This window comes from Jeotgalibacillus salarius, from assembly GCF_004405125.1.
GTDB classification, from domain to species: domain Bacteria; phylum Bacillota; class Bacilli; order Bacillales; family Jeotgalibacillaceae; genus Jeotgalibacillus; species Jeotgalibacillus salarius.
This window is the reverse complement of the sequence record NZ_SORX01000001.1, coordinates 471,530-497,777: the sequence shown is the minus strand read 5'-3', so window position 1 is coordinate 497,777 and position 26,248 is coordinate 471,530. Positions and strand designations below refer to the sequence as shown.

The 26,248-nt window shown below is 43.1% G+C and carries 22 protein-coding genes; 21 read left to right on the top strand and 1 reads right to left on the bottom strand.

What is annotated here, in order from left to right:
- Position 1 precedes the first annotated feature (1 nt).
- From icmF to E2626_RS02165, 4 genes are all read left to right on the top strand, one after another.
- The gene (icmF, locus tag E2626_RS02180) at positions 2–3,262 is read left to right on the top strand and encodes a fused isobutyryl-CoA mutase/GTPase IcmF (protein ID WP_134379174.1); all 3,261 of its coding nucleotides are present in this window, start codon (positions 2–4) and stop codon (positions 3,260–3,262) included.
- A 688-nt stretch (positions 3,263–3,950) separates the two neighbouring features.
- On the top strand, positions 3,951–4,490 hold the full coding sequence (gene rpoE / locus E2626_RS02175) for a DNA-directed RNA polymerase subunit delta (RefSeq protein WP_134379172.1): 540 nt from the start codon (positions 3,951–3,953) through the stop codon (positions 4,488–4,490).
- 524 nt (positions 4,491–5,014) lie between these two features.
- Positions 5,015–6,613 (top strand): CTP synthase, encoded by a 1,599-nt coding sequence (locus tag E2626_RS02170; RefSeq protein ID WP_134379170.1) that lies wholly within the window; start codon positions 5,015–5,017, stop codon positions 6,611–6,613.
- An 85-nt stretch (positions 6,614–6,698) separates the two neighbouring features.
- On the top strand, positions 6,699–7,469 hold the full coding sequence (locus E2626_RS02165) for a hypothetical protein (protein ID WP_134379168.1): 771 nt from the start codon (positions 6,699–6,701) through the stop codon (positions 7,467–7,469).
- 56 nt (positions 7,470–7,525) lie between these two features.
- Here E2626_RS02165 and E2626_RS02160 read toward each other — a convergent pair whose 3' ends face one another.
- Entirely contained in the window at positions 7,526–8,044 is a 519-nt protein-coding gene (locus E2626_RS02160; RefSeq protein WP_134379166.1) for a DUF2529 family protein, read from the bottom strand.
- Positions 8,045–8,242: 198 nt separating this feature from the next.
- Here E2626_RS02160 and E2626_RS02155 point away from each other — a divergent pair, with 198 nt between their 5' ends.
- The 17 genes from E2626_RS02155 to E2626_RS02075 all read left to right on the top strand — a co-directional run bounded on the left by E2626_RS02155 (position 8,243) and on the right by E2626_RS02075 (position 26,248).
- Positions 8,243–8,605 (top strand): response regulator, encoded by a 363-nt coding sequence (locus E2626_RS02155; RefSeq protein ID WP_134379164.1) that lies wholly within the window; start codon positions 8,243–8,245, stop codon positions 8,603–8,605.
- Positions 8,606–8,756: 151 nt separating this feature from the next.
- The gene (locus tag E2626_RS02150; protein ID WP_134379162.1) at positions 8,757–9,614 is read left to right on the top strand and encodes a class II fructose-bisphosphate aldolase; all 858 of its coding nucleotides are present in this window, start codon (positions 8,757–8,759) and stop codon (positions 9,612–9,614) included.
- Positions 9,615–10,159: 545 nt separating this feature from the next.
- A complete protein-coding gene (gene fsa / locus E2626_RS02145; RefSeq protein WP_134379160.1) occupies positions 10,160–10,801 on the top strand; it encodes a fructose-6-phosphate aldolase in 642 nt (213 codons plus the stop codon).
- Positions 10,802–10,889: 88 nt separating this feature from the next.
- Positions 10,890–12,176, top strand: coding sequence for a UDP-N-acetylglucosamine 1-carboxyvinyltransferase (locus E2626_RS02140; protein ID WP_134379158.1), 1,287 nt, complete (start codon positions 10,890–10,892; stop codon positions 12,174–12,176).
- 78 nt (positions 12,177–12,254) lie between these two features.
- Positions 12,255–13,217 carry a class II fructose-bisphosphatase gene (glpX, locus tag E2626_RS02135; RefSeq protein WP_134379156.1) on the top strand — a complete coding sequence of 321 codons (963 nt, stop codon included), beginning with the start codon at positions 12,255–12,257 and terminating at the stop codon, positions 13,215–13,217.
- Positions 13,218–13,702: 485 nt separating this feature from the next.
- Positions 13,703–14,977: a transcription termination factor Rho gene (gene rho / locus E2626_RS02130; RefSeq protein ID WP_134379154.1), complete on the top strand. Its 1,275-nt coding sequence runs from the start codon at positions 13,703–13,705 to the stop codon at positions 14,975–14,977.
- Between the two features lie 466 nt (positions 14,978–15,443).
- Complete coding sequence (gene rpmE, locus E2626_RS02125; protein WP_134379152.1) at positions 15,444–15,644, top strand: 50S ribosomal protein L31; 201 nt, start codon at positions 15,444–15,446, stop codon at positions 15,642–15,644.
- Between the two features lie 359 nt (positions 15,645–16,003).
- Positions 16,004–16,606, top strand: coding sequence for a thymidine kinase (locus tag E2626_RS02120; RefSeq protein ID WP_134379150.1), 603 nt, complete (start codon positions 16,004–16,006; stop codon positions 16,604–16,606).
- A 296-nt stretch (positions 16,607–16,902) separates the two neighbouring features.
- Positions 16,903–17,982, top strand: coding sequence for a peptide chain release factor 1 (gene prfA / locus E2626_RS02115; RefSeq protein ID WP_134379148.1), 1,080 nt, complete (start codon positions 16,903–16,905; stop codon positions 17,980–17,982).
- Positions 17,969–18,826 (top strand): peptide chain release factor N(5)-glutamine methyltransferase, encoded by an 858-nt coding sequence (prmC, locus tag E2626_RS02110; RefSeq protein WP_134379146.1) that lies wholly within the window; start codon positions 17,969–17,971, stop codon positions 18,824–18,826. The genes prfA and prmC overlap by 14 nt, the downstream gene beginning before the upstream one ends.
- 221 nt (positions 18,827–19,047) lie before the next feature.
- Positions 19,048–19,605, top strand: coding sequence for a stage II sporulation protein R (locus tag E2626_RS02105; RefSeq protein ID WP_166786710.1), 558 nt, complete (start codon positions 19,048–19,050; stop codon positions 19,603–19,605).
- Positions 19,606–19,788: 183 nt separating this feature from the next.
- Positions 19,789–20,829 carry an L-threonylcarbamoyladenylate synthase gene (locus E2626_RS02100; protein ID WP_134379142.1) on the top strand — a complete coding sequence of 347 codons (1,041 nt, stop codon included), beginning with the start codon at positions 19,789–19,791 and terminating at the stop codon, positions 20,827–20,829.
- Between the two features lie 313 nt (positions 20,830–21,142).
- A complete protein-coding gene (locus E2626_RS02095) occupies positions 21,143–21,751 on the top strand; it encodes a sugar transferase (protein ID WP_134379140.1) in 609 nt (202 codons plus the stop codon).
- Complete coding sequence (locus E2626_RS02090; protein WP_134379138.1) at positions 21,732–22,358, top strand: YveK family protein; 627 nt, start codon at positions 21,732–21,734, stop codon at positions 22,356–22,358. The genes E2626_RS02095 and E2626_RS02090 overlap by 20 nt, the downstream gene beginning before the upstream one ends.
- 18 nt (positions 22,359–22,376) lie before the next feature.
- Positions 22,377–23,852: an oligosaccharide flippase family protein gene (locus E2626_RS02085; protein ID WP_134379136.1), complete on the top strand. Its 1,476-nt coding sequence runs from the start codon at positions 22,377–22,379 to the stop codon at positions 23,850–23,852.
- Entirely contained in the window at positions 23,845–25,125 is a 1,281-nt protein-coding gene (locus E2626_RS02080; RefSeq protein ID WP_134379134.1) for a hypothetical protein, read from the top strand. The genes E2626_RS02085 and E2626_RS02080 overlap by 8 nt, the downstream gene beginning before the upstream one ends.
- Positions 25,118–26,248 carry a glycosyltransferase family 4 protein gene (locus E2626_RS02075; RefSeq protein WP_134379132.1) on the top strand — a complete coding sequence of 377 codons (1,131 nt, stop codon included), beginning with the start codon at positions 25,118–25,120 and terminating at the stop codon, positions 26,246–26,248. Before E2626_RS02080 ends, E2626_RS02075 begins: the two co-directional genes overlap by 8 nt.

Sequence of the window (26,248 nt, the reverse complement as noted above, 5' to 3'; positions counted from 1 at the left end):
GATGGCAGTAAATGAACCAGTAATCTATAAGCCGAAAAATCCGGTTCGTTTTGTAACAGCATCCAGCCTATTTGACGGGCACGATGCATCCATTAACATTATGAGGAGAATTCTGCAGGCTAGCGGTGCGGAAGTCATTCATCTGGGGCACAACCGCTCAGTGGAAGAAGTCGTGAATGCAGCGATCCAGGAAGATGTGCAGGGGATTGCCATTTCATCTTATCAGGGCGGACACGTAGAATATTTTAAATATATGCATGATCTGCTGAAAGAGCGTGGCGCACCTCATATTAAAATTTACGGTGGCGGTGGCGGAGTGATTATCCCGCGTGAAATTAAAGAACTTCACGCATATGGAATTGCCCGTATCTTTTCTCCGGAAGATGGCCGTTCCAATGGGCTTCAGGGTATGATTAACCGGATGCTTGAAGAATGTGATTATGCCACGATTGAAAAAGAGATGAAGCATGAGATCAGTGAATTAAAATCCGGCAATATTCCGGTTGTTTCCAAGTTTATTTCACTCGCAGAATACCGCATGAAGGATGACAGCGACGTCTGGCAGAACATTATGGATCAGGTAAAGGCAGAGGAAAAACATTCACCTGTAATCGGAATCACAGGGACGGGCGGTGCCGGAAAAAGTTCGCTGACAGATGAACTGATCCGTCGTTTTATCAATGAAATTCCTGATAAAAAGGTAGCCATTCTTTCAATTGATCCGACTAAGCAAAAAACAGGCGGAGCGCTTTTAGGTGACAGAATCCGTATGAATGCGATCTTCTCTGACCGTGTATTTATGAGAAGTCTTGCAACCCGTGGTTCTAAAAGTGAACTCTCTCTTGCAATCAGAGACGCGATTTCAGTTGTAAAAGCAGCAGGCTATGACATGGTCATTGTTGAGACAAGTGGAATTGGGCAGGGGGATGCTGAAATCGCTGAGATCTCGGACGTCTCAATGTACGTGATGACAAGCGAGTTCGGTGCACCATCCCAGCTTGAAAAAATTGACATGATCGACTATGCAGATCTTGTGGTTATTAATAAATATGAGCGCAAAGGATCCGAGGATGCAAAGCGCCAAGTGCAGAAGCAGTATCAGCGCAGCCGCATGCTGTTTGATCAGGACCTTGATGACATGCCGGTATTCGGTACGATCGCGTCCCAATTTAACGATGCAGGTACAAACGCACTTTTTGCAGCGCTTGTTGAAAAAGTGAATGAAAAAGTTCAGACAGACTGGTCAACTGAGTTTTCTAAAAATGCAGATGTAGAAAAGCAGAACGTCATTATCCCTAACGACCGGCGCTACTACTTGCGTGAAATCTCGGAAACCGTCCGCCGTTATCACAAGTCAGCTGAACAGCAGACGAAACTGGCGCGCCGCTTCTTCCAGCTTGAAGGCAGTATTGAAGCAGCAAAAGAAGAAGGCGAAGAAGAAACGGTTAAAGTACTGGAAACAATGAAAGAAACGGCATGGGAACAGCTTTCTGCAGAGTCTAAAAAAATTCTCGAAAACTGGCCTAAGATGAAAGAACTTTACGCACAGGATCAATTCACAACGCAGGTCCGCGGTAAAGAACTTGTGACAGAGCTGAAAACAAAGAGTCTGTCAGGTCTTTCTATTCCTAAAGTGGCACTGCCAAAGTTTGAAGACTACGGTGAAATTTTAAAATGGGTGTACAAAGAGAATGTACCAGGATCATTCCCGTATACAGCAGGCGTATTTCCGTTTAAACGTAAAGGTGAGGATCCAAAGCGTCAGTTCGCTGGTGAAGGAACGCCTGAGCGTACAAACCGCCGCTTCCATTATCTTTCGAAAGACGATGATGCAAAGCGTCTGAGTACAGCGTTTGATTCGGTCACACTTTACGGTGAAGACCCTGATCATCGTCCGGACATTTACGGAAAAGTCGGGGAGAGCGGCGTCAGCATTTGTACGCTTGAAGATATGAAGAAACTTTACGCAGGATTTGATCTGTGCGCGCCGTCAACATCAGTATCCATGACAATTAACGGTCCTGCCCCGATTATTCTTGCAATGTTTATGAATACAGCAGTGGATCAGCAGGTGAAAGTACGTGAAGAAGAGCTTGGCAGAACGCTTTCAATGGAAGAATTCACTGAAGTGCGCGAACAGACACTTCAAGTCGTACGCGGCACCGTGCAGGCTGATATTTTAAAAGAGGATCAGGGTCAGAATACATGTATCTTCTCAACAGAATTTGCACTGCGTATGATGGGTGATATCCAGCAGTACTTCATTGATCAAAAAGTACGCAACTATTATTCTGTCTCGATTTCCGGTTACCATATTGCAGAAGCAGGAGCGAATCCAATTTCCCAGCTTGCGTTCACACTTGCGAACGGCTTTACGTACGTTGAGTATTATTTAAGTAGAGGCATGGACATTAACGATTTCGCACCGAACCTGTCATTCTTCTTCTCAAATGGACTGGATCCGGAGTACACGGTGATCGGCCGTGTGGCAAGACGCATCTGGTCAACTGTCATGAGAGATAAGTATGGTGCCAACGAGCGAAGCCAGAAGCTGAAGTATCATATCCAGACGTCAGGCCGCTCACTGCACGCGCAGGAAATCGACTTTAACGATATCCGCACCACACTCCAGGCGCTGATGGCACTCCAGGACAACTGTAATTCGCTTCATACCAACGCATATGACGAAGCGATCACAACGCCGACTGAAGAATCCGTCCGTCGGGCAATGGCGATTCAGATGATCATTACAAAAGAGCATGGCTTAAGCAAAAACGAAAATCCGCTCCAGGGCGCATTTATCGTCGAAGAACTGACTGACCTTGTAGAAGAAATGGTCCTGCAGGAATTCGAACGCATTAATGACCGCGGCGGTGTACTTGGTGCAATGGAAACACAATATCAGCGCGGAAAAATTCAGGAAGAATCAATGCACTACGAAATGAAGAAGCATACAGGCGAGCTTCCGATTATCGGTGTGAACACATACCTGAATCCAAACCCGCCATCAGAAGAACAGATGGACAGCATGGAACTTGCGAGAGCGACGAAGGAAGAAAAAGAAACCCAGATCACCAACCTTCAAAACTTCCAGCAATCGCATGCTGACAAAGCAGAGGAAGCGCTGAACAGACTGAAAGAAACAGCAGTCTCAGGCGGAAACCTTTTCGCTGAGCTGATGGAAACAGTCAAAGTAGCATCACTCGGTCAAATCACACATGCATTATATGAAGTAGGCGGACAGTACCGTCGTAATATGTAATATTAATTTCCCGTTAAAACTGCCGGATTATTACCCGGCAGTTTTCTTTTTGTACTATAATGGAACTAATTATTGTGATCGGGATGTGATTTAGTGAAGAAACTGTTTATCCTCAGCGCCTCCATACTGCTGATCGCCGGATTGACTCTTTACCTGTACAGCCGAATGGTCGGAGCAGTCCCATTTCTCCTGCTATCAGCCCTTTTCTACTGGCTCGCATGGCGGGAAACAAAAAAGGCCGCATAAAGAATTCCTAAAAAACAATGGTAACTATGGCATTCTCCTTTAAACTTTGGTTATAATGGAACATATGCCTTGAGCTAAATTCATTTAAATACGTTATAAGAGGATCGTTGATTAACGCTGCAGGCGGACGCTTTCCGCTTCAATCAGCTTTGTGCAAAGCAAATAGATGCACTTTCTAAAAGTATGTTAAATGAAATTCTATACAAAGTTGCTGCAGTTAATTACTTAAAGAACAATTGATTGTTGTAAGCTATATTGGCTGTCCCTTGTAGTGGGGGACGAAGACTCCCGCCCCAGAAAGGGACAGGTGAGACCCCGGAATGCGAAGCATGAGGAGGCTCACCGCCCGGGGGCAGGAAAGCGAAGTCCCCCACGGAAAGGGACAGCGGTGCGGAAGATTAAATTTAGCAGCAACACCACCCAACCTAAAGGAGTGCAAATAATGGAACTTAAGAATCGCTCAGTAGAAGATCTACGTGAATATTCATTTATAGAAATCGCACACCAGCTGCTCGTTGACAACCATAGATCAATGACATTCAACGACATGGTCGACGAATGGAAACGCCTGCTAGGTGTAACAGATAAAGAAGCACGCCAAAGAGTTGTTCAATTTTACACAGACCTGAACATGGACGGCCGCTTCATATTCCTTGATCACGATAAAGGCTGGGGTCTCCGTTCATGGTACCCGCTTGATCAGGTAGAAGACGAACAGATCACAAGCGAAATCCAGACAACGAAGAAGAAGAAAAAGAAAACAAAAGCAAAGTCCAAGAAAAAGAAAAAAGCTGAAGAAGATCTTGATTTTGACAACCTGGACGACGAAGAAGAAGATCTTGTGTATGATGAGATTGATGACGACGTTGAGGATGTTGAAGACATCGATGGAGAAGAATTTGAAGACGATGTTGATTTTGATGATCTTGATGATGACGACGACGATGACGATGATGATGAGGAAGAAGACGACAAGCTGTAAATCGTCAGTCTTTTCCGCCATTTAATTCTTTCTTGATTTTTTAAAATTTGATGGTAATATTTTATTTGGGCTCCCTTAAAAGGGATCAATCGCAAATATCCGCGCTCCCTTGCGTTTCACACGCAGGAGGGGCGCTTTTTATTTTTTATAGAACTCTTAGAAAAAACGCTGTTTCCTTCCGTTCAGGACTGCGCTTTCCGCACCTGGGAGACAGAGCCTTCTCATGCTTTGCGCTACGTAGTCTCGTCAGCCCTTTCTGGTGCAGGAGTCTCCGTCCTGAACTCCAAGGGCAGCAGAATAGAGTGAAACATATTATCGTGCACGTTTGTCCCTGATATAAAAATCTATTCTAATGCAAAGAGTTGATCGTAGCGGAAGGGGGGGACTCCTGTGGCAGGAAGGGACAGGTGAGACAATCACGGCAAAGCCTGATGGCTCAGCGCCCGGCCACGGAAAGCTTCCCCCTGGAGCGTAGATCAACGGTCACCTTCTATCACACCGTAAACCCGAAAGGAGAAATACACATGTCAACAAAATATATCTTCGTCACAGGCGGCGTTGTTTCATCGCTTGGAAAAGGAATCACAGCAGCATCACTTGGACGCCTTTTAAAAAACAGAGGGCTTAGCGTAACAATTCAGAAGTTTGACCCATACATCAACGTGGACCCTGGAACAATGAGTCCTTATCAGCACGGAGAAGTTTTCGTTACAGATGACGGTGCTGAGACTGATCTGGATCTTGGTCACTACGAGCGTTTCATCGACATCAATCTGAACAAATACAGTAACGTCACAACTGGTAAAATCTATTCTACTGTTCTGAAAAAAGAGCGTCGCGGTGATTACCTTGGCGGAACAGTTCAGGTTATCCCTCATATTACTAACGAGCTGAAAGAGCGCGTTTTCCGTGCAGGCCGTGAAACAAATGCTGATGTTGTCATCACTGAAATCGGCGGAACAGTAGGGGATATTGAATCACTTCCATTCCTTGAAGCAATCCGTCAGATTAAGAGTGATGTAGGCCGTGAAAACGTCATGTACGTTCACTGTACGCTTGTTCCTTACATTAAAGCTGCCGGTGAAATGAAAACAAAACCGACACAGCACAGTGTAAAAGAGCTTCGCAGCCTTGGTATCCAGCCGAATATCATTGTCCTGCGTACTGAAAACCCGATTTCTCAGGATATGAAAGACAAGATTGCGCTATTCTGTGACATCGATGAAAAATCAGTTATCGAAGCAACAGATGCTGATACGCTGTACGCTGTGCCACTTGCGCTTCAGGCACAAAACATGGATCAGATCGTTTGCGACCATTTTAAACTGGATGCACCTCAGCCTGAAATGACTGAGTGGAACGAGCTGGTTGACCGTGTACGTAATCTGAAACAAAAAACGAAAATTGCACTTGTTGGTAAATACGTTGAGCTTCAGGATGCGTACATTTCAGTAGTAGAATCACTGCGCCACGCAGGTTACAGCTTTGATGCTGACGTTGAAGTGAAATGGCTGAACTCTGAGCTGCTCACACGCGAAAATATAGAGCAGGAGCTTGGAGACGTTGATGGAATTCTTGTACCAGGCGGATTCGGTGACCGTGCAATCGAAGGTAAAATCGAAGCAATACGCTATGCACGTGAAACAAAAACGCCATTCTTCGGAATTTGCCTTGGTATGCAGCTGGCAAGCGTTGAATTTGCACGAAACGTTCTTGGTATGGAAGGTGCACATTCAGCTGAGATCAACCCGACAACGCCGTACCCGGTCATTGACCTGTTACCTGAACAAAAGGATATCGAAGACCTTGGCGGAACGCTGCGCCTTGGACTATATCCATGTAAACTGACTGAAGGCACAAAAGCGTTCGAAGCGTATGACAATGAAGTCGTTTACGAGCGTCACCGTCACCGCTTTGAATTCAACAATCAGTATCGTGAGAAAATGGAAGACGCAGGATTCCTCTTCTCAGGTACAAGCCCTGACGGCCGTCTGGTAGAAATCATTGAACTTGCTGACCACCCATGGTTCGTGGCATCACAGTTCCACCCGGAATTCACATCACGCCCAACGCGTCCGCAGCCATTGTTCAGAGACTTTATCGAAGCAACAATGAAGAAATAAAGTTTGATTGGATCCTCCGCTCTGTGCGGGGGATTTTTTTCTGGCAGGATGATTGGGGTAGTGAGTGTGAATACGGCGTTCAAATATGAGGAGCGATGATACAAATAAACTTGGGCGTGAGTCAATTATTGCCGGTGATGAACTAATTATTCAGGTTTCAACAGCCCCTGAACCAATTATGCACGGCGGTGATTCAATAAATTGCGGCGGTGAACCAATTAACAAAAGTCATGAACCAATTCCCATCCCGCATCCGCCACAAAAATTCGCCCCGCCAAATTCATCCCGCTATAATAAACCAAAAGAGGTGAATCAGATGAAAAAGCTGTATCAATGGTCAAACTGGAAAACCTGGCTCGTATCTTTAATCATTTTCGCAGCATTTCTTGGCTTCATACTGCCAAATGAAGCGGCTGAATCCTCGCGAGTGACCGGAACATCTGAATCGCCGGACAGCTCATTTCTTTATACGCCGGAAACACTTTTTTCAATTGCGGAAGCATATGGTGAAGAAGGCAGGCAGTATTACGTCCGGGCCAGGTATACATTCGATGTTGTATGGCCAATTGCATATTTTTTATTCCTGACTACCACGCTGGGCATATTGTTCAAGCGGATCCGTCACTCTAAATGGGGATTAGTCATTTTACTACCGTTATGTGGTTTGGTTTTTGATTACCTTGAAAATCTCAGTACATCATTAGTGATGAGCTTTTACCCCGAACAGCTAAACGCGATTGCTGCAATTGCGCCGCTATTTACAGCTGTGAAATGGAGCTGTATTTATGCAAGTTTTGCGCTGATCCCAATCGGTGTGATTGTATTTTTGATCACCAGAAAGAAAGTCAGATCCTGAGACAACCCTGAGCACAAAAAAAGTTCCTATCCAAAATGGAATAGGAACTTTATTTATTAGTAATCCTCCAAAATCTCATCCAGCACAAACTTCACACCATGATACAAATACAACGCAGACATCAGAGACGGGAAGCCGAATCTTCCTCCTAGTTCATCTGGCAGCATGCCGCGGACAGTCTGTGTGTTCAGGAAAGAGTCCGCTTTTTCCTGAAGGTCACCCTCTGCATCTTTTACTTTCCCTGCAATGACTGCAAAAGGAACTTCAGCTTCAATCAGTTTTTCTGCAAAAACCATTGCCTGCGGATCATTTGATCTCCGGGTCACAAGCAGAACGCGGTCGGCGACAGTTAGCCCATCGGCATCCTGCAATTCTCTGACACCTTCGAGCGGCTCTTCACCCTGAATCGCTTCCGCGGCAACTCCTGTCATTTCTCCAAACCCCTTTATATAAATAAAACCGTCACCTACCGAAGCCTGGGCTAACAGACGGGCGGCATTTTCAATTTCCATTTCTTCTTTAGACTGCAGTCTTCCGAACAGTCCGGTCAGTTGTGTGGTGAACATTTTCAGCATAATTATCATCCTTTCGATTGAAATTGTTATTAATTGTCGAAAAAGCGCAAACGTTTTATTTATTAATAGGAAGGAACTCATATGTTTGTGTTGAATGTACCATAATAAGGGCAGATTGAGAAACCGTCATTATTCATCTATTATTAAAGAGAGAATAAAAAGATAATTGGGGCTGGGAATCACAAAGAAGAGGTGTAAATTGTGGAAAAAATTTTAATTGTAGATGATCAATTCGGCATTCGAATTTTACTGAACGAAATCCTTGAAAAAGAAGGCTATGAAACATTTCAGGCAGCTAACGGTTTGGAAGCACTGGCACTTTTAAAAGAAGAGCCTGATCTGGTGTTACTCGACATGAAAATTCCGGGCATGGACGGCATAGAAATTTTAAGAAAAATGAAAGAAAAAGAAGCGGATATCAAAGTCATTATTATGACAGCCTATGGTGAACTTGGCATGATACAGGAAGCAGAAGCTTTGGGAGCGCTTACACACATTGCAAAGCCATTTGACATTCAGGATATCCGCAACCTCGTTAAAGAGCATGTGAAGGCAAATTAGAGCGTCTTATACACAAAAGATAAGCTGTCGGCATGGTAAATTTCCTCAACGTTTGGTATGATACTAAAGGATATGGTTGTACACCATAAGGGGCGTACGTGCACTTTCAAAGGTGAATGTAATGCCATTTAATCAAAGGAGGAAACAAATTATGCCATTAGTATCAATGACAGATATGCTGAACAAAGCGAAGGATGGGAGCTATGCAGTAGGTCAGTTCAACTTGAATAACCTTGAATTTACTCAGGCGATTCTTCAGGCTGCTGAAGAAGAAAAATCACCTGTAATTCTTGGTGTTTCTGAAGGCGCTGCCCGCTACATGAGCGGATTTACAACTGTGGTGAAAATGGTTGAAGGTCTTCTTGAAGACTTAAAAATCACTGTACCGGTGGCAATTCACCTTGACCACGGTTCAAGCTTTGACAAGTGTAAAGAAGCAATCGACGCAGGTTTCACATCTGTTATGATTGACGCTTCACACGGTCCTTTCGAAGAGAACGTGGAAGTAACTTCTAAAGTTGTTGAATACGCACACGCTAAAGGAGTTTCTGTAGAAGCTGAACTTGGTGTTGTAGGCGGCCAGGAAGATGACGTGGTTGCTGATGGTGTGATTTATGCAGATCCTAAAGAATGTAAAGAACTTGTGGAACGCACAGGTATCGACACACTTGCACCAGCGCTTGGATCAGTTCATGGTCCTTACAAAGGCGAACCAAACCTTGGATTCAAGGAAATGGAGCAAATCGGTAACGAAGCAGGCGTACCAATCGTTCTTCACGGCGGAACAGGCATTCCGACAAAAGATATCAAAAAAGCGATTTCTTATGGAACAGCCAAAATCAATGTGAACACAGAAAACCAACTTGCATCAGCTAAGAAAGTACGTGAAGTACTTGCTGCTGATTCAGAAGTGTTTGACCCACGTAAATATCTTGGACCAGCGCGTGAAGTGATTAAAGAAACAGTAATCGGCAAAATGCGTGAATTCGGTTCATCTAACAAAGCATAAGTAACTCGTCACTCGGTTTCAAGGGGTAGAAATTGAGTCATATCAAAAGAGGCTGGCTCACAAACAGGCAAGCTGCTTATTTAATAATAAGCGGCCCAACCGTTTTTTGAGTCAGCCTTTTTTAAAACAGTCTTACGTAACCGGCTTTGATTTCCACGGGAGGGTCTCGCTTTCCGCGGACGAACGTCCGAGCCTCCTCAGGCAGAAAACCACTGCCTTCCGGGGTCTCGACCGATCGTTTTTCCGCAGGAGTCTCGACCCTCCCGCTTCAATCAAAGCCTGAATGCAGCTTTTATTCAATGAACTTCAGGGTATGTAGAAATATTTGATCATTCTCAGGTATTTTTTTACATTACTATTCATATTTTTGGAGTCTCACGAAGTTGATCGGAGCGTAAGGCGGCGACTCCGGGACGATTAGAGGGAAGCTGAGACCCCACAGCCGAAGGCGAGGAGGCTCAGCAACCTCCGTCCGGAAAGCGTCCGCCTGAAGCGCAGATCAACGTTTATCAAAGACAAACTACATAACAAAGGATGGGATTATATTGAAATTTTTCATTGACACAGCAAATATGGACCAGATCAAGGAAGCACACAGCTGGGGGATTATCGACGGAGTCACAACAAACCCGTCGCTTGTAGCGAAAGAAGGTATTTCGTTTCACGACCGGCTTAAAGAAATTACCTCACTCGTAGACGGTTCTGTCAGTGCAGAAGTTATTTCTCTTGATGCAGAAGGTATGATCAGAGAAGGTAAAGAACTGGCTGCAATCGCACCGAATATCACCGTTAAAGTCCCCATGACTCCTGATGGACTGAAAGCGACTGCGGCATTCGCCAAAGAAGGCATTAAAACAAATGTTACGCTGATTTTCAGTGCAAATCAGGCACTGATGGCAGCACGCGCAGGCGCTTCATATGTATCGCCTTTCCTTGGCCGTCTGGACGATATCGGTCATGACGGAATGGATCTGATCAGCACGATTTCTGATATATTTATTATGCATGACATTAAATCGGAAATCATTGCGGCATCAATCCGTCACCCGATGCATGTAACACAGGCTGCACTGAATGGTGCACATATTGCAACATGTCCATTAAAGGTTTTACATCAGTTATTCAAACATCCACTTACGGAAGCGGGAATCGAAGCATTTCTAAACGACTGGAACGATCGGAAATAATTGAAATCCTGCTTCCTTCACACATGATTCAGCTGGAAATACACATGATAAATAGCAAAAGAGCTGGTTCGGAAGGAGCTTTAATCTTATGGAGAAGTTAAAAATTGAAGGGGGCAATCCCCTTAAGGGTAATATAAAAGTCAGTGGAGCAAAAAACAGTGCGGTTGCGCTGATCCCTGCAACAATTCTTGCAGACTCTCCAACTGTGATCGAGGGTTTACCGAATATTTCAGACGTTAGCACACTGCAGGCGCTGCTTGAAGAAATTGGCGGAAGTGTAGAGTTTGAAAATGGTGAGATGCGAGTAGATCCTGAAGGAATGGTTGCCATGCCATTACCGAATGGGAAAGTAAAAAAACTGCGTGCATCCTATTATTTAATGGGTGCAATGCTTGGAAAGTTTAAAAAAGCAGCAATCGGTCTCCCTGGTGGCTGCTACCTTGGACCACGTCCAATTGATCAACACATCAAAGGTTTTGAAGCACTCGGTGCAACAGTGACAAACGAACAGGGAGCGCTTTATCTGCGTGCTGATGAACTGAAGGGTGCGCGCATTTATCTGGACGTTGTGAGTGTAGGTGCAACCATCAATATTATGCTTGCAGCTGTTAAAGCAAAAGGTCAGACGATTATCGAAAACGCAGCAAAAGAACCTGAAATTATTGATGTTGCTACACTTTTAAGTAATATGGGTGCAAATATAAAAGGTGCTGGGACAAATGTCATCAGAATTGAAGGTGTGGAAGAGCTGAAAGGCACGCGCCACACAATTATTCCTGATCGTATTGAGGCAGGAACATTTATGATTTTAGCTGCGGCAGCCGGGGAAGGTGTGACCATTAACAATGTCATTCCCCTTCATATCGAATCACTCATTGCAAAGCTGCGTGAAATGGGTGTGCCGATTGAAATTGGAGACGAAGATATTTACATTGGAAAAGCGGAAAATTTAAAATCGATTGATATTCAGACCCTTGTTTATCCTGGGTTCCCGACAGATCTCCAGCAGCCAATGACGTCATTAATGACTAAGATTCATGGTACAGCAATGGTGACAGATACAATCTATTCAGCCCGTTTTAAACACATTGACGAACTGAAGCGGATGAACGCCAATATTAAAACAGAAGGTCGTACAGCAATGATTTACGGACCATCTGTGTTGCAGGGTGCGAGAGTGAAGGCTTCTGACTTACGTGCAGGTGCTTCGCTTGTCATTGCAGGTCTGATGGCAGAAGGTATTACTGAAGTGACAGGACTTGAGCACATCGACCGCGGATACAGTGATTTAATTGAAAAGCTATCAGGTCTTGGCGCAGTTATTTGGCGTGAAGAGATGTCGAATGAAGAACTTGAACAAGTAAATAACGCATAGTTTTTCATTAGTATGTCATATTAAAAAACAATGTGTTATACTGATCGTGGAATGATTAACCACGAGGGGATGGATGACATGGAACGCAGTTTATCAATGGAGCTTGTACGTGTAACGGAAGCAGCAGCATTATCATCAGCAAGATGGATGGGACGCGGATTGAAAATGGAAGCAGATGACGCAGCAACCACCGCGATGCGTGATGTATTCGATACGATTCCGATGAAGGGTACTGTTGTAATCGGTGAAGGTGAAATGGATGAAGCGCCAATGCTTTATATCGGCGAGAAGCTGGGAACAGGCTATGGTCCCCGTCTCGACGTAGCAGTAGATCCACTTGAAGGTACAAATATTGTCGCTTCCGGAGGATGGAATGCACTGGCTGTTCTTGCAGTTGCAGACCACGGCAATCTATTGAATGCACCTGATATGTACATGGACAAAATTGCGGTTGGACCGGAAGCGGTAGGCTGCATTGATATTAATGCACCTGTTATTGATAACCTGAGAGCAGTTGCCAAAGCAAAAAACAAAGATGTGGAAGATGTTGTGGCAACGGTTTTATACCGTGAACGTCATGCTAAAATTATTGAGGAGTTGCGAGCAGCAGGTGCCCGCATCAAACTGATTAATGATGGGGACGTTGCAGGTGCCATTAACACAGCATTTGATCAGACAGGCGTTGACATTCTTTTCGGATCAGGCGGTGCACCTGAAGGGGTCATTGCTGCGGTAGGGTTGAAGTGTCTGGGTGGAGAAATCCAGGGTCGCTTATTGCCTCAGAATGAGGAAGAAGCAGCGCGCTGTAAAGCAATGAATATTGATGTTAGTCAGGTACTTCGTATGGAAGATCTGGTTCGGGGTGACGATGCAATTTTCGCTGCAACGGGCGTAACAGATGGCGAACTCCTGAAAGGCGTCCAGTTCAAAGCTACTTACGGTGAAACCGATTCTCTCGTTATGCGTGCAAAATCAGGGACAGTTCGTTTCATCAAAGGCACACACAGCCTGAAGAAAAAGCCGAATCTTGTCATGAGATAAATGTCGAAAAGCTCCAGGTGATGACATACCTGGAGTTTTTTCGTTTGATCATATTAGTAACCGCTATTCCTCTCCGTCCTGAACGCCGAGGAATTGCTCAGGTTAGCTTTTTCATCATTAATATCAACGTATCAGACTATGTTTGAATACAGGTTTCCTGGTGATGATTAAATTTCTAAGCGTTGATTGGAGCGTAGGGCGGTGACTCCTGCGGCAGGAAGGGTCAGGTGAGACGATCACGGCGAAGCCTGATGGCTCAGCGCCCGGCCGCGGAAAGCATCTGCCCGAAGCGGAAATCATAAGCGATTACACAAGTACTGACTAACCGACAATTTTCACCGTTGATTGTCCGGAAAAATAAGAGTAGAATAATGAATGACTTCAGCTACACAACCTCTATTTCAATTAGTTATCCTCACAAACATATTCAAGCACAATAGATTCGCTGAAGAAGCATTTAAAATAACAGAAGCGTGGTGTCCTTTATGGAAGAATTAAAAATGTCGTCACTCGACAATATGAAATTAAAAGAATTATATGAACTGGCAAAAGAATATCGTGTATCGTATTACAGCAAACTGACGAAGAAAGAATTAATTTTTGCAATCCTGAAATCACGTGCTGAGCAGGAAGGCTATTTCTTTATGGAAGGCGTGCTGGAAGTTATTCAGTCGGAAGGATTCGGCTTCCTGCGCCCGATTAATTACTCACCAAGTTCAGAAGATATTTATATTTCTGCTTCACAGATCCGCAGGTTTGATCTGCGTAATGGAGATAAAGTTTCAGGTAAAGTAAGGCCGCCTAAAGAAAACGAACGCTATTTCGGTCTGCTTCATGTTGAAGCTGTAAACGGTGATGATCCTGAAACTTCTAAAGAACGTGTGCATTTTCCAGCGCTCACTCCTTTATATCCCGATCGCAAAATCAAGCTTGAAAACCAGCAGAGACAGCTTTCTACCCGCATTATGGACTTAGTATCTCCAGTAGGATTTGGTCAGCGTGGTTTAATCGTTGCACCTCCAAAAGCCGGTAAAACGATGCTGATGAAAGAAATTGCAAATTCAATCACAACGAATCATCCGGAAGCGGAACTGATTGTCCTACTTATTGATGAAAGACCTGAGGAAGTAACGGATATCGAGCGTTCTGTAGCTGGTGATGTTGTCAGCTCAACATTTGATGAAGTGCCGGAAAACCATATCAAAGTCGCAGAATTAGTTCTTGAGCGCGCAATGCGCCTTGTTGAACACAAGCGTGATGTTGTGATTTTAATGGACAGTATCACACGTCTGGCGCGTGCCTATAACCTGGTAATCCCACCAAGCGGCCGTACACTTTCAGGTGGTATTGACCCAGCTGCGTTCCACCGTCCGAAAAGGTTCTTCGGTGCTGCACGTAACATCGAAGAAGGAGGCAGCTTAACAATCCTTGCTACCGCACTCGTAGATACAGGGTCCCGTATGGATGAAGTGATCTATGAGGAATTCAAAGGAACAGGTAACATGGAGCTCCACCTTGATCGCAGCATGGCTGAGCGCCGAATTTTCCCTGCAATTGACGTTCGCCGCAGCGGTACGCGTAAAGAAGAACTGCTCGTCACAAAAGATCACCTTGATAAACTATGGGCGATCCGCCGTGCGCTGACAGATTCGCACGACTTCGGAGAGCGTCTCGTACGCAAAATCCGCCAGACAAAAACCAACCAGGAATTCTTTGAAAACCTGACCGAAGAAATGAAAACAAGCGGGCGTAAGTCTTAATTTTTTCTTGCAGAACCGCACCTCCTTTCCGTGCAGGACTGCGCTTTCCTGCCCCCGGGCGGTGAGCCTCCTCAGCTTCGCTTCCGGGGTCTCACCTGTCCCTTCCTGGGGCGGGAGTCTCCGTCCTGCACTCCAAGTAGGCGCTGAGTGATAATAAATTACTTTAAGTTTTTTTGTTTAACTCAGGCTGGTCGGAGCGTAAGGCGGCGACTCCGGGACGATTAGAGGGAAGCTGAGACCCCACAGGCGAAGCCGAGGAGGCTCAGCAACCTCCGTCCGGAAAGCGTCCGCCTGAAGCGCAGACCAGCCGTTCTCTTGTACCAAACATTTTTCGGAAACAAGGTTGCTACACTCAAGGGAGCCTGCTATAATGTAAGCAGTGTGCTTGAAACATATCTGGCACCATGCTAGTATGTAAGATACTTACTCTGTTCCAGATGGTTCAGGGCGGAAGGAGATGACTGAGATGAAAACTGAAATTCATCCAAATTACAAAACTGCAAAGGTTTCATGTACTTGCGGTAATGAATTTGAAACAGGTTCTGTTAAGGAAGACATTCGTATTGAGGTTTGTTCTGAATGCCATCCATTCTACACAGGACGTCAGAAGTTCGCAGCAGCGGACGGCCGTGTTGATCGCTTCAACAAAAAATACGGTCTTAAGTAATATCCGTAAATCAAAACAGGCGAGAATCAATTTCTTGCCTGTTTTTTTACGGTTAAAATCGCCAATTAAGGGAATAAAACAACAGATTCAGTCAAATCGCCTCTTGAACGAAGAGGTGTTTTTCAATAGACTTAAACCATACTGTGGATCAAATATATTTACTTTTTTTAACACTATATGTTGATGTAGTAACAAAGATTCTAATCCCAAAAATCAGCTGTCCCTTGGAGTGGGGAACGCAGACTCCCGCCCGGGGGCAGGAAAGAGGAGTTCCCCACGGAAAGGGACAGCGGTTTTTAAAGAATAACTAACATTTACATAGGCACTACTGCTAACGAACCAAAGGAGCTGAAGGAAACGTGTACGTAATGAAACAGACTGGCTGGGTAGAAGTAATTTGTGGAAGTATGTTTTCCGGAAAATCAGAAGAACTAATCAGACGCGTGAGACGCGCTCAATTTGCAAGACAGCACATTCTTGTATTTAAACCAAAACTCGACGATCGCTACAGTGAAGAAGCCATCGTTTCACACAATGGTGCTTCGGTCATTGCTGTTCCTGTTGAGCACTCTACAGACATCCTCGAACAAGTAACAGATCAGGCAGACCTGATTGCCATCGATGAAGTTCAGTTTTTCGACGAAGGTGTAATTAAAGTGATCACTCAGCTTGCAGATAAAGGATTTCGCGTAATAACAGCCGGTCTGGATCAGGATTTCCGAGGGGAGCCATTTGGTCCGGTTCCACACCTGATGTCACTTGCAGAACAAGTAACAAAGCTCCAGGCAGTATGTGCAGTTTGCGGATCACCTGCAAGCCGGACGCAGCGATTAATCGAAGGACGTCCTGCAGGCTATGACGATCCAGTTATCTTAGTCGGCGCATCAGAAGCCTACGAACCACGCTGCCGCCATCACCACGAAGTACCAAAAGGCGTAACCGTTTCATCAGAAAAAGTTTAATCCATAACACTTTAGACAGAGAATCATTTTCTTCACATTCCGATTGGAGAGAGAATGATTCTCTTTTTAAAGCATGTGACTTTGAAATGAAAAATTGAGTATGATGGTAGCGTAAGGCGGGGACTCCGGGACGATTAGCGGGACAGCTGAGACCCCGCAGCCGAAGGCGAGGAGGCTCAGCGACCGCCGTCCGGAAAGCATCCGCCTGAAGCTGCCATCATCCGGTTTCAGAGAAGCTGATTTCAGTTGTGAGACGCACTGTCATCGGCTATACTAACTAAAGAGGTGAAGATATCATGTTTGATCGATTACAATCGGTAGAAGACCGTTATGATAAATTAAATGAATTACTTAGTGACCCTGAAATTGTCAATGATACGAACAAACTTCGGGAGTACTCAAAAGAACAGTCAGACCTGTCTCAAACTGTTGAGACTTACCGCCGTTACAAAGAAGTATTTGAGCAACATAAAGAAGCAAGAGAAATGCTGAACGAGAAACTTGATGCTGATATGCGCGACATGGTAAAGGAAGAAGTCAATGAACTTTCAGCAGAAATTGAAGAGCTGGAAGAAAAACTACATGTGCTTCTTTTACCAAAAGACCCTAATGATGATAAGAACGTAATTATGGAAGTGCGCGGCGCAGCTGGTGGAGACGAGGCGGCATTATTTGCCGGCGACCTTTATCGCATGTACAGCCGTTTTGCCGAAGCGCAGGGCTGGAAAATTGAAGTGATGGATGCCAGCACAACAGGCGTTGGCGGATATAAGGAAATCACATTTATGATTAATGGAACAGGTGCCTATTCTAAAATGAAATATGAAAACGGCGCGCACAGGGTTCAGCGTGTGCCTGAAACAGAATCAGGCGGTCGTATTCATACGTCAACTGCAACCGTTGCCTGCCTGGCGGAAGTAGAAGACGTTGAGGTGGATATTCATGAAAAAGATATCCGTGTAGATACATTTGCATCAAGCGGACCGGGTGGTCAGTCTGTTAATACGACAATGTCAGCAGTACGTCTGACACACGTCCCAACAGGTGTCGTGGTATCGATGCAGGATGAAAAATCACAAATTAAGAATAAAGAAAAAGCGATGAAGATTCTTCGTGCGCGTATTTATGACAAGTTCGAACAGGAAGCGCGTGCTGAATATGACGCTGTCCGAAAGTCAGCTGTCGGAACAGGTGACCGCTCAGAGCGTATCCGCACATATAACTTCCCGCAAAACCGAGTTACGGATCACCGTATCGGCTTAACGATCCAGAAGCTTGATCAGATTCTCCAGGGTAAAATGGATGAAATCATCGAGGCGCTTATTTTAGAAGAGCAATCAGCTAAAATGGAAGCGATGAATAATGGAGAAGCTTAAAATGTACGAGGCCCTTAATTGGGCTTCTTCTTATTTAGAGGATCACGATCGCGAAGCCTTTGCCGCAGAACTTTTACTGAGACATATAACCGGGCTTAACCGGACATCTTTTTTTATGGAACTAAGGGAAGAGCTCTCAGATGACCACCTGAAAGCCTTTGGTTTTGCGCTTGATCAGCACGTTCAGGGTGTGCCGGTTCAGCACATAATCGGTTACGAGGAATTCTATGGCAGACGTTTTCATGTAAATGGAGATGTGTTGATTCCGAGACCGGAAACTGAAGAACTGATCTGGTATATGTTTGATCGAGCGGATCGTATCTTTGATAAAAAGAAGAACGTATTAGCAGTTGATATAGGGACCGGAAGCGGTGTAATTAGTATCACCATGAAGCTCGAACGTCCGGACTGGCAGGTGACTGCAACGGATTTATCCACAGCAGCACTTATCATCGCTAAAAAAAATGCCGAATCGCTTAAAGCTGATGTTAATTTCCTGGAGGGGGACCTCCTTCAGCCACTCGAAGGAAGAAAATTTGATGTATTTCTATCAAATCCTCCCTACATTCCACACAGTGATATCAGCACAATGTCAGAAATCGTCACAGAACACGAGCCACATTCTGCACTTTTCGCAGATGAAGAAGGCTTAATTCTCTATAGAAAAATGAGCGAACAGCTGCCACAACACATGAACAGACCCGGCCTCATCGGCTTCGAAGTTGGAGCAGGACAAGGCAAAACAGTCGCAGCCCTGCTAAAAAAAGCATTCCCTGAAGACCACACCGAAGTCATCTATGATATCAACGGTAAAGATAGAATGGTATTTTGTGAGTTATTATAGTATAAAATGAATTGATTTGAGTTTTGCACAAAGTGAAGTGATTTAATCCAACTATTGACTACAGCGTTGATCGGAGCGTAAGGCGGGGACTCCAGCGCACGCCGCGAGTAAAGCCTCCGCCTGAAGCGCAGATCAAACGTCAATGTTTATTAGCAAGCCCAATGTTTAAAAATCTTCATTTCCGTCCACAATGCCCTAGTAACAGCAGGGAGGAATGGACGATGATTAAAAAAACAATGATTCTTGCAATCTTATTAACAATTCTTACGCCAGTCTCAGCATTTGGTGAAGAGAACGACATACGCATGCGCGTCATTGCTCACAGTGATACGGCAGAAGATCAGTTGAAAAAACAGCAGCTTTATCAATCACTACAGACAGCTATGATTCAAATGTTTGGTGACAAGCCGCTGACAAGAGAACAATTGTCTGCTCAGCTAACATCAGAGCTTCCTGATATAAAAAGATTTGTGGGAAAGGAAGCAAAGCGTATTGCGCCCGAACAAGTCATTTCAACAGCATTTGAACCGCACACCTTTCCCGATGGAAAAACCTATCTGACGCTTGTGATCACAATGGGGGATGGAGCAGGTCAAAACTGGTGGTGTACATTCTTCCCGGAAATCTGCGGGACCGTAACGCTTGATGAAGAAAACGGAGAGTGTACGAATAACTTATCCCCAGAAAAAAAGGTGTCGAAAACAGAGATTAAAGTTGAATCTCTTTTTGTGAATTGGATTTCAGAAACCTGGAACCGCTTTAATGAAAAACGGGGATAACCGATATTTATTAACAGAGTTGTGCACAATTTGAATGAAGTTATGCACAAACTGTGGATAATAATTGGCTTTGTGCACAGCAATATCAAAATAGTATACTATTAATCAGGACTAAATGTTGATAAATCAGGTTGTCGAAAAAAATCTAAATCAATCTAAAAAGTAATTTGAGAGGTGATTCACATGAAAACAATTCGCTGGACTGTGGATATTAATGTGGATAAAGAGAGTGGATATCCACAGATATCTGAAGCAGCTGAATATCTTCGAAATGGACATGTTATCGCCTTTCCTACTGAAACCGTTTACGGTCTGGGTGCCGATGCAACAAGTAATACGGCAGTTCAAAGAATTTTTGATGCGAAGGGACGGCCTTCAGATAATCCGCTTATTGTCCACATCTCCTCTGCAGATCAGCTAAGTGAATTGGTTGAAGAAGTAACTGAAGTTGAATACAAGCTGATTCAGTCGTTTTGGCCAGGTCCATTGACAATTATTTTTCGCAAAAAAGCAGGTGTGTTTTCAGATCTTGTTACAGCAGGACTGCAGTCAATAGGTCTTAGAATGCCATCTCATCCGGTTGCACTCGAATTGATCCGTCTTGCAGGAAAGCCACTGGCGGCACCTAGTGCAAATACAAGTGGTAAGCCAAGTCCGACAACAGCGAATCATGTTTTTTATGATCTGACCGGAAAGGTTTCTGGAATCGTAGATGGTGGTGAAACGGGAGTTGGTCTGGAATCTACAGTAATTGATTGTACAGTAAGCCCGCCAACGATCCTTCGTCCCGGTGGAGTAACAAAAGATGAGATTGAAAGGTGTATCGGTCAGGTCGTTATGGACGCATCATTAAAAGGGGAAAATGCACCGCGCTCTCCTGGTATGAAATATACACATTACGCACCTACTGCTCCGCTTTACTTAATGAAGGTCAAAAACAAAGAGACACTCCAGGTGAAAATAAATGATTTACAGGCTGAAGGAAAAAGAGTCGGTTTGCTGGCAACTTATGAAACTGCCGCTGATATTCAGACAGATCATATTGCTGAAATCGGATCAGTCAGTAACTTAGAGGAGGTTGCCAGGCGTCTTTACAGCGGTATTCGTTCATTTGATGAAACAGAAGTCGATCTTATAGTGGCAGAAGCCTATCCATATGAAGGAATTGGAATAGCGATTATGAATCGCCTTGAAAAAGCAGCTGGGCACAAGTGGATCTTATAGTTGAAAGCTCTCATTGTAGGCAATGGGAGCTTTTTTAATTTGTTGACTTTTTAGAACTGTATATTGATATCAACTTCCTCCGGAGGTATCAGTGTGGTAATGATCCTCTTCATAACAACATTCTTACAGTAGGAAATGCCTCACGCTACAACCCTCCGCTATGTAAGTACACAATAAATTTTAATATAGCTAAAATTTTACACTAACAGATCTTCACTATGTAATAAGAACGTTTTTCTTACAAGACCATCATTTCCTATTGAATCGTATACACCCATTTAATGGCGAACCATATAGTAATGGGAGGTGTAATATGAGAAGGTTTATTGATTTTAGTTTATCACTTTTGGTGCTGTTATTTTTAATGCCTTTTGGTGCTTTAATTGCATTGCTGATCTGGTTGACAATGGGACGGCCGATCCTATTTATTCAAGAACGATCAGGGATTAATGGGAAGGTATTTGATATTTATAAGTTTAGAACAATGATAGAAAGCTCTTCACATGCAGATCAAGAACGAATTACAAAGCTCGGGAATACATTGAGAAAGTATTCAATTGATGAGTGGCCGCAGCTGATTAATATTTTAAAAGGAGAGATGAGCTTTATCGGACCAAGGCCATTACTTCCTGAATACCTTTCTTTGTATAATGAGGAACAGCGTATGCGTTTGAGTGTCAAACCAGGCATTACAGGCTGGGCTCAAGTGAAAGGAAGAAATGCAATTTCGTGGGAACAAAAGTTTGAATTTGATTGCTGGTATGTCAGAAACCGTTCCGTTTGGCTGGATATTAAAATTCTCTTTATGACATGTTTGTATATCATAAAGCCAAAAGGTATTAATCAGAATGATGCTGTGACGATGGAACGGTTTAGCGGAGAAAAAGTTCATGAGGAGCTGAATGAAAAAAATGAATCATGATAAGATCACAGTTTTCGAGGCATTTCGAGCTGTCCTGCAAAAGTGGTGGCTGGTGCTGATATTTACACTTTTTTCAACAGGTGTGAGCTGGTATGTAACAGACAATGTAATTGATCCGGTGTATGAGTCAAAAGTAAACATTTTGATTGCAAGTAAATTGACAGATGATTCTTCCATTCTCACAACAAGTATTGATGACTCATTAAAGCTAATTAATACTTACAGTGATATCTTAACGAGCTCATACATTTTCAAAAGTGCCGAACAGGAATTGTCATTGGATGGGCATGATCTTATAATCGATCCTGAACTAGTGAAAGTAACGAATATTGAAAATTCACAAGTCATCACACTGGTCGTTCAGAACCAAAATGCTACGGAAGCCGCGTTGATCGCAGGAGAAATTTCCAAAGCGTTTGATAATAAAGTACAGACCATAATGGGTTTAAGAGAAAAAAATGCAAAGGTCCTAAATAAACCAACGATTAATCATGATCCGGTTTCTCCCAACCATATTATGATTATTTCAATCACATTTCTTCTCGCACTCATTGCCTCTATATGGTTCAGTATTTTTATTCATTTTGTAAAACTACAAAAAAAATAAGTTAAAAGGATTTCAACTATGAAAAAGGGTGCAGAACATCCATATATTCTTGTTGTGATTTCTGCTTTATCTGCTCTTCTGTCTTTTGTTACAGGCATTTGGATACGCAACATTCTTGGTCCGGAGGATTATGGTACATGGCTGATGCTTTCTCTCATTTTAATGTATGGGTATTACACTCAACTCGGAATGCTTGAAAGCTTCAGTCGGGATGTTCCGAGACTGATCGGACAAGGAGATAAAAAGGGTGTTCAGTCTGTACGCAGCACAACCCTTGCAGCAATCATATTTTCGATGATTTTATGTGTGATAGGAATATTTTTACTTCTCTTTGCATCTATTCCTCCCGCCACAAAAATTTATTGTTCGATTGCATTTAGCATAGTACCGCTTCAGAATTTTGTGCTGTACTGCAACCATTATTTCTTAACAATACAACAATATAAAAAAGCCGCAGTAACTCAATTGTTAATTGGTTCCGTTCAATACGTGTTAATGGCACTTATGTCCATGTGGCTGGGTATTTACGGTTTATTCACAGGGGTGATTGTGGGATGTTTAATGGCAGTCATATACAGCACACGGCCGGGTAACCTCAAAGTAAATTTCAAAATTGACCGTGCACTTTTGAGAAGCATGATTACTTATGGAATAAAAATTACTTTTATAGGGGTTTGTCTGTTATTACTGACCACCATTGACCGGATCGTTCTTTATGTCGGGCTTGGATCTCCCGTTCTAGGACAATACGGGATCACCATTATCATGTTTCAGGCTGTGATGGTATTGCCTGCAGTATTTCATCAGATCATTTATCCAAAAATGAATTATATCTATGGTCACACGGGGTTGAAAGTAAGCCTTTACCCGATTATTAAAAAATCGGTCATCGCCTTTTCAGCCCTGAATCCACTGATCATTGCACCTCTGTATTTTTTTATTCCATGGCTAGTGCACGATTTTATGCCTGAATATGCCGAGGGCATAATGCCGGCAAAAATCATTATTTGCAGCTTATTTTTTTATTCATGGGCGCTATTGATCGCGCATTATTTTACTGTTATCCATAAAGAGAGAAATTATTTATTTACGCTGTTATTGCATGTGGGAGTATCCATAATATTAAATGTACTGATGGTTTATATGGGCTATGGGATGAATGGAGTAGCACTTGCTTCATCTATGATTTACGTTGTGTACCCCTTTACTTTATTATTTCTGTGCCTGAAGGATATGAAAATAAAAATAAAAGATAGAGGATCACTGTTTCTTAAGGTGATTTCTCCATTTGGCGTAATGGTGCTGATTTTTGGTCTAGTATACTCGATCACTAACCCGATTATTAGCACCAGTATATTTATGCTCATATATATCTTTTTTTTATCCATGGCTCTGAAGCTGGGGGCACTGCCTTTCCTGAAAAAAATGTTAGAAGAAAGTGCAGGAAACCTTAAAAGGGTGGGAGGACGTATAATGTCCAATCTTCGTGAATGAAACGCGATACAGACCGATTAATGTATTTGCGGTTATGTTTTTTGCAGTTCTATTTGGTTTGTTTATTTCATATGTAAATGTCAGCTTTCTGAGCTATCTTTCTATTTTGACAATCGGGTTGTTATTTTCCTGTTACTTATCTTTCATGTTCCGGCAGCCATCTATTGTTATTAAAATAATTCTTTTTTCATTGTCTGTCAGAGTGGTGCTGTTTATTATTCTCAAAATCCACTCCTACCAATCAGGACTGGATGGTTTTTTCCCAGGAGATGTTGATGCATTAACCTACCATTTTGACGCAGTAAAGGCATTAAACGCTTATTCCTGGTACGAAGCGTTACAGGGTAATTTAAATTATACGAAATTCGTTGCATTTTTGTATGACATGTTACTAATTGATATGAATATTCCCCAATTGATTAACATTGCCGGATCGGTCTTGTGTATTCCATTGTTATTTGAATTAGGAAATCGTGTAGCAGGGAAAAAAGCAGGAATGACTGCTGCGATTATATGGAGTCTCTTTCCGAGTGCAATGTTCTGGTCTGTCTCTCTATTAAAGGATTCATTCGTGGTATTAGGTGCGATATTATCCTGTTTTTTAATTCTTTCATTCGAAAAGCAAAAGATAAAAATGATGGAGATGATACTTGGGTTATCCGGAGTCATCCTGATTGGTTTTATGCGACCTCAGTTTATATTAGCCGTTGCAATCCCGATCATCGTTTTGATAGGTCTTCAATTTCTAAAAGGTCAGGGAACATTCTTAAGAAGTCTCATTCTGATCATAGCAGCTGCTGCACTGATCATTCCTTCAGCTTCAGGGGACATTATTGCGGAGCATCTTGACCAGTCCACGTCAGAGGAAGGGGTAGAGCATATCAATGAAGTCGCTTTGGACGGGGGCTCGGGAATTGAATTAGTCACCCATTTTCCGCCATGGATCAGGTGGGCAGTTCAATATCCATTCTCTTTATTTGCACCATTTCCTTGGCAGTGGTTTTCATTCAGTCAAGGGCTTTATTTATTGTCTGCTGTTGAGATGATTTTTCTCTACTGCATTTATTATCTTATATGGAAAAACAGAAAAGAAATTATCCAGTCTCAATCTGGCAAGCTGATTGTATGGTACTCTCTTTCTCTGTATCTTGCTGTTTCGTTCAGTCTGCCGAATATCGGTTCAATTTATCGTTATCGTCTGGCAGCTGTAGCCCTGTTATTACCGTTAGTATTTATTACAAAAAAACAGGAAAGCAGGAAAAAAATTGAGTAGTAAAGTACTAGTTGTAACGACTGTTTCAAGAACGATAGAGGCTTTTTTAATTCCGCATATCAAGGATTTAATACAGCGCGGATATGAAGTGGGGCTTGCTTCGAATTTTTTAAAAGAACCAGACAGTAACCTAAAAAAAAATGCACATTCAATTTACTGTGTGAGTTTTCAACGAAATCCCTTTCATTGGAAAAACATACGAGCTTTTAAAGACATGAGAATGATTGCGCAGGAATATGATCTGATTCATGTTCATACTCCTGTTGCAGCATTCGTCACAAGGCTGGCGGTTAAAAATAAGATACCGGTTATTTATTCAGCTCACGGTTTTCATTTCAATAAACAGCAAATGTTTCTGAAAAACTGGCTATTTAAAAAAGCAGAGAAGATTTGTGCACCTTATACCTCGCATCTGGTCGTCACAAATCAGGAAGATGAAGAAGCCGCAAAGCAATTATATAAAAATTGTCCGGTTACTCACGTTCGGGGTGTAGGAATTGACTGCAGCCATTTTTCAATTGACAGGTTCAGCATCAGAAGGAGAGAACAGCTCCGTATGCAGTATGGAATCGAGCCGGGAGTCAAAATATTAACTCATATTGGTGAGTTTAATCAAAACAAAAGGCAGATTGATCTGGTCCGTGCAGCTGCAGAAATGAAAAAAACAAACGTTCGTTTCGTCATGTTATTAGCAGGCGAAGGAAATACCAAGAAGAAAATTGAAAATGAGATCATAAAATATAGGCTTGAAAAATACATTAAGTGTGTTGGATTTGTTCATGACATTCCGGCGCTGCTTAGCATTACTCATATAGGGTTATTAGTCTCTGCGCGTGAAGGGCTGCCTAAATCAATAATGGAAATGATGGCGATGGGAATACCTGTTATTTCTACCGATATCAGAGGAAATAATGACTTGATCAAAGAGGGGAAGAACGGTTACCTGATTCCCGTAAATGCACCTTCGCAAATTGCTTTAAAAGCCATTGATCTGATAAATGATGAGACGATATGCAGAAAAATGGGAGAAGAGAACAGAAAGAACGTCAGAAGTCATTACTCTCTCCCGATTATTCTTGAGAAGATCAATGAAATATACGAATCTTTAAGGGTGGAGAGCTGA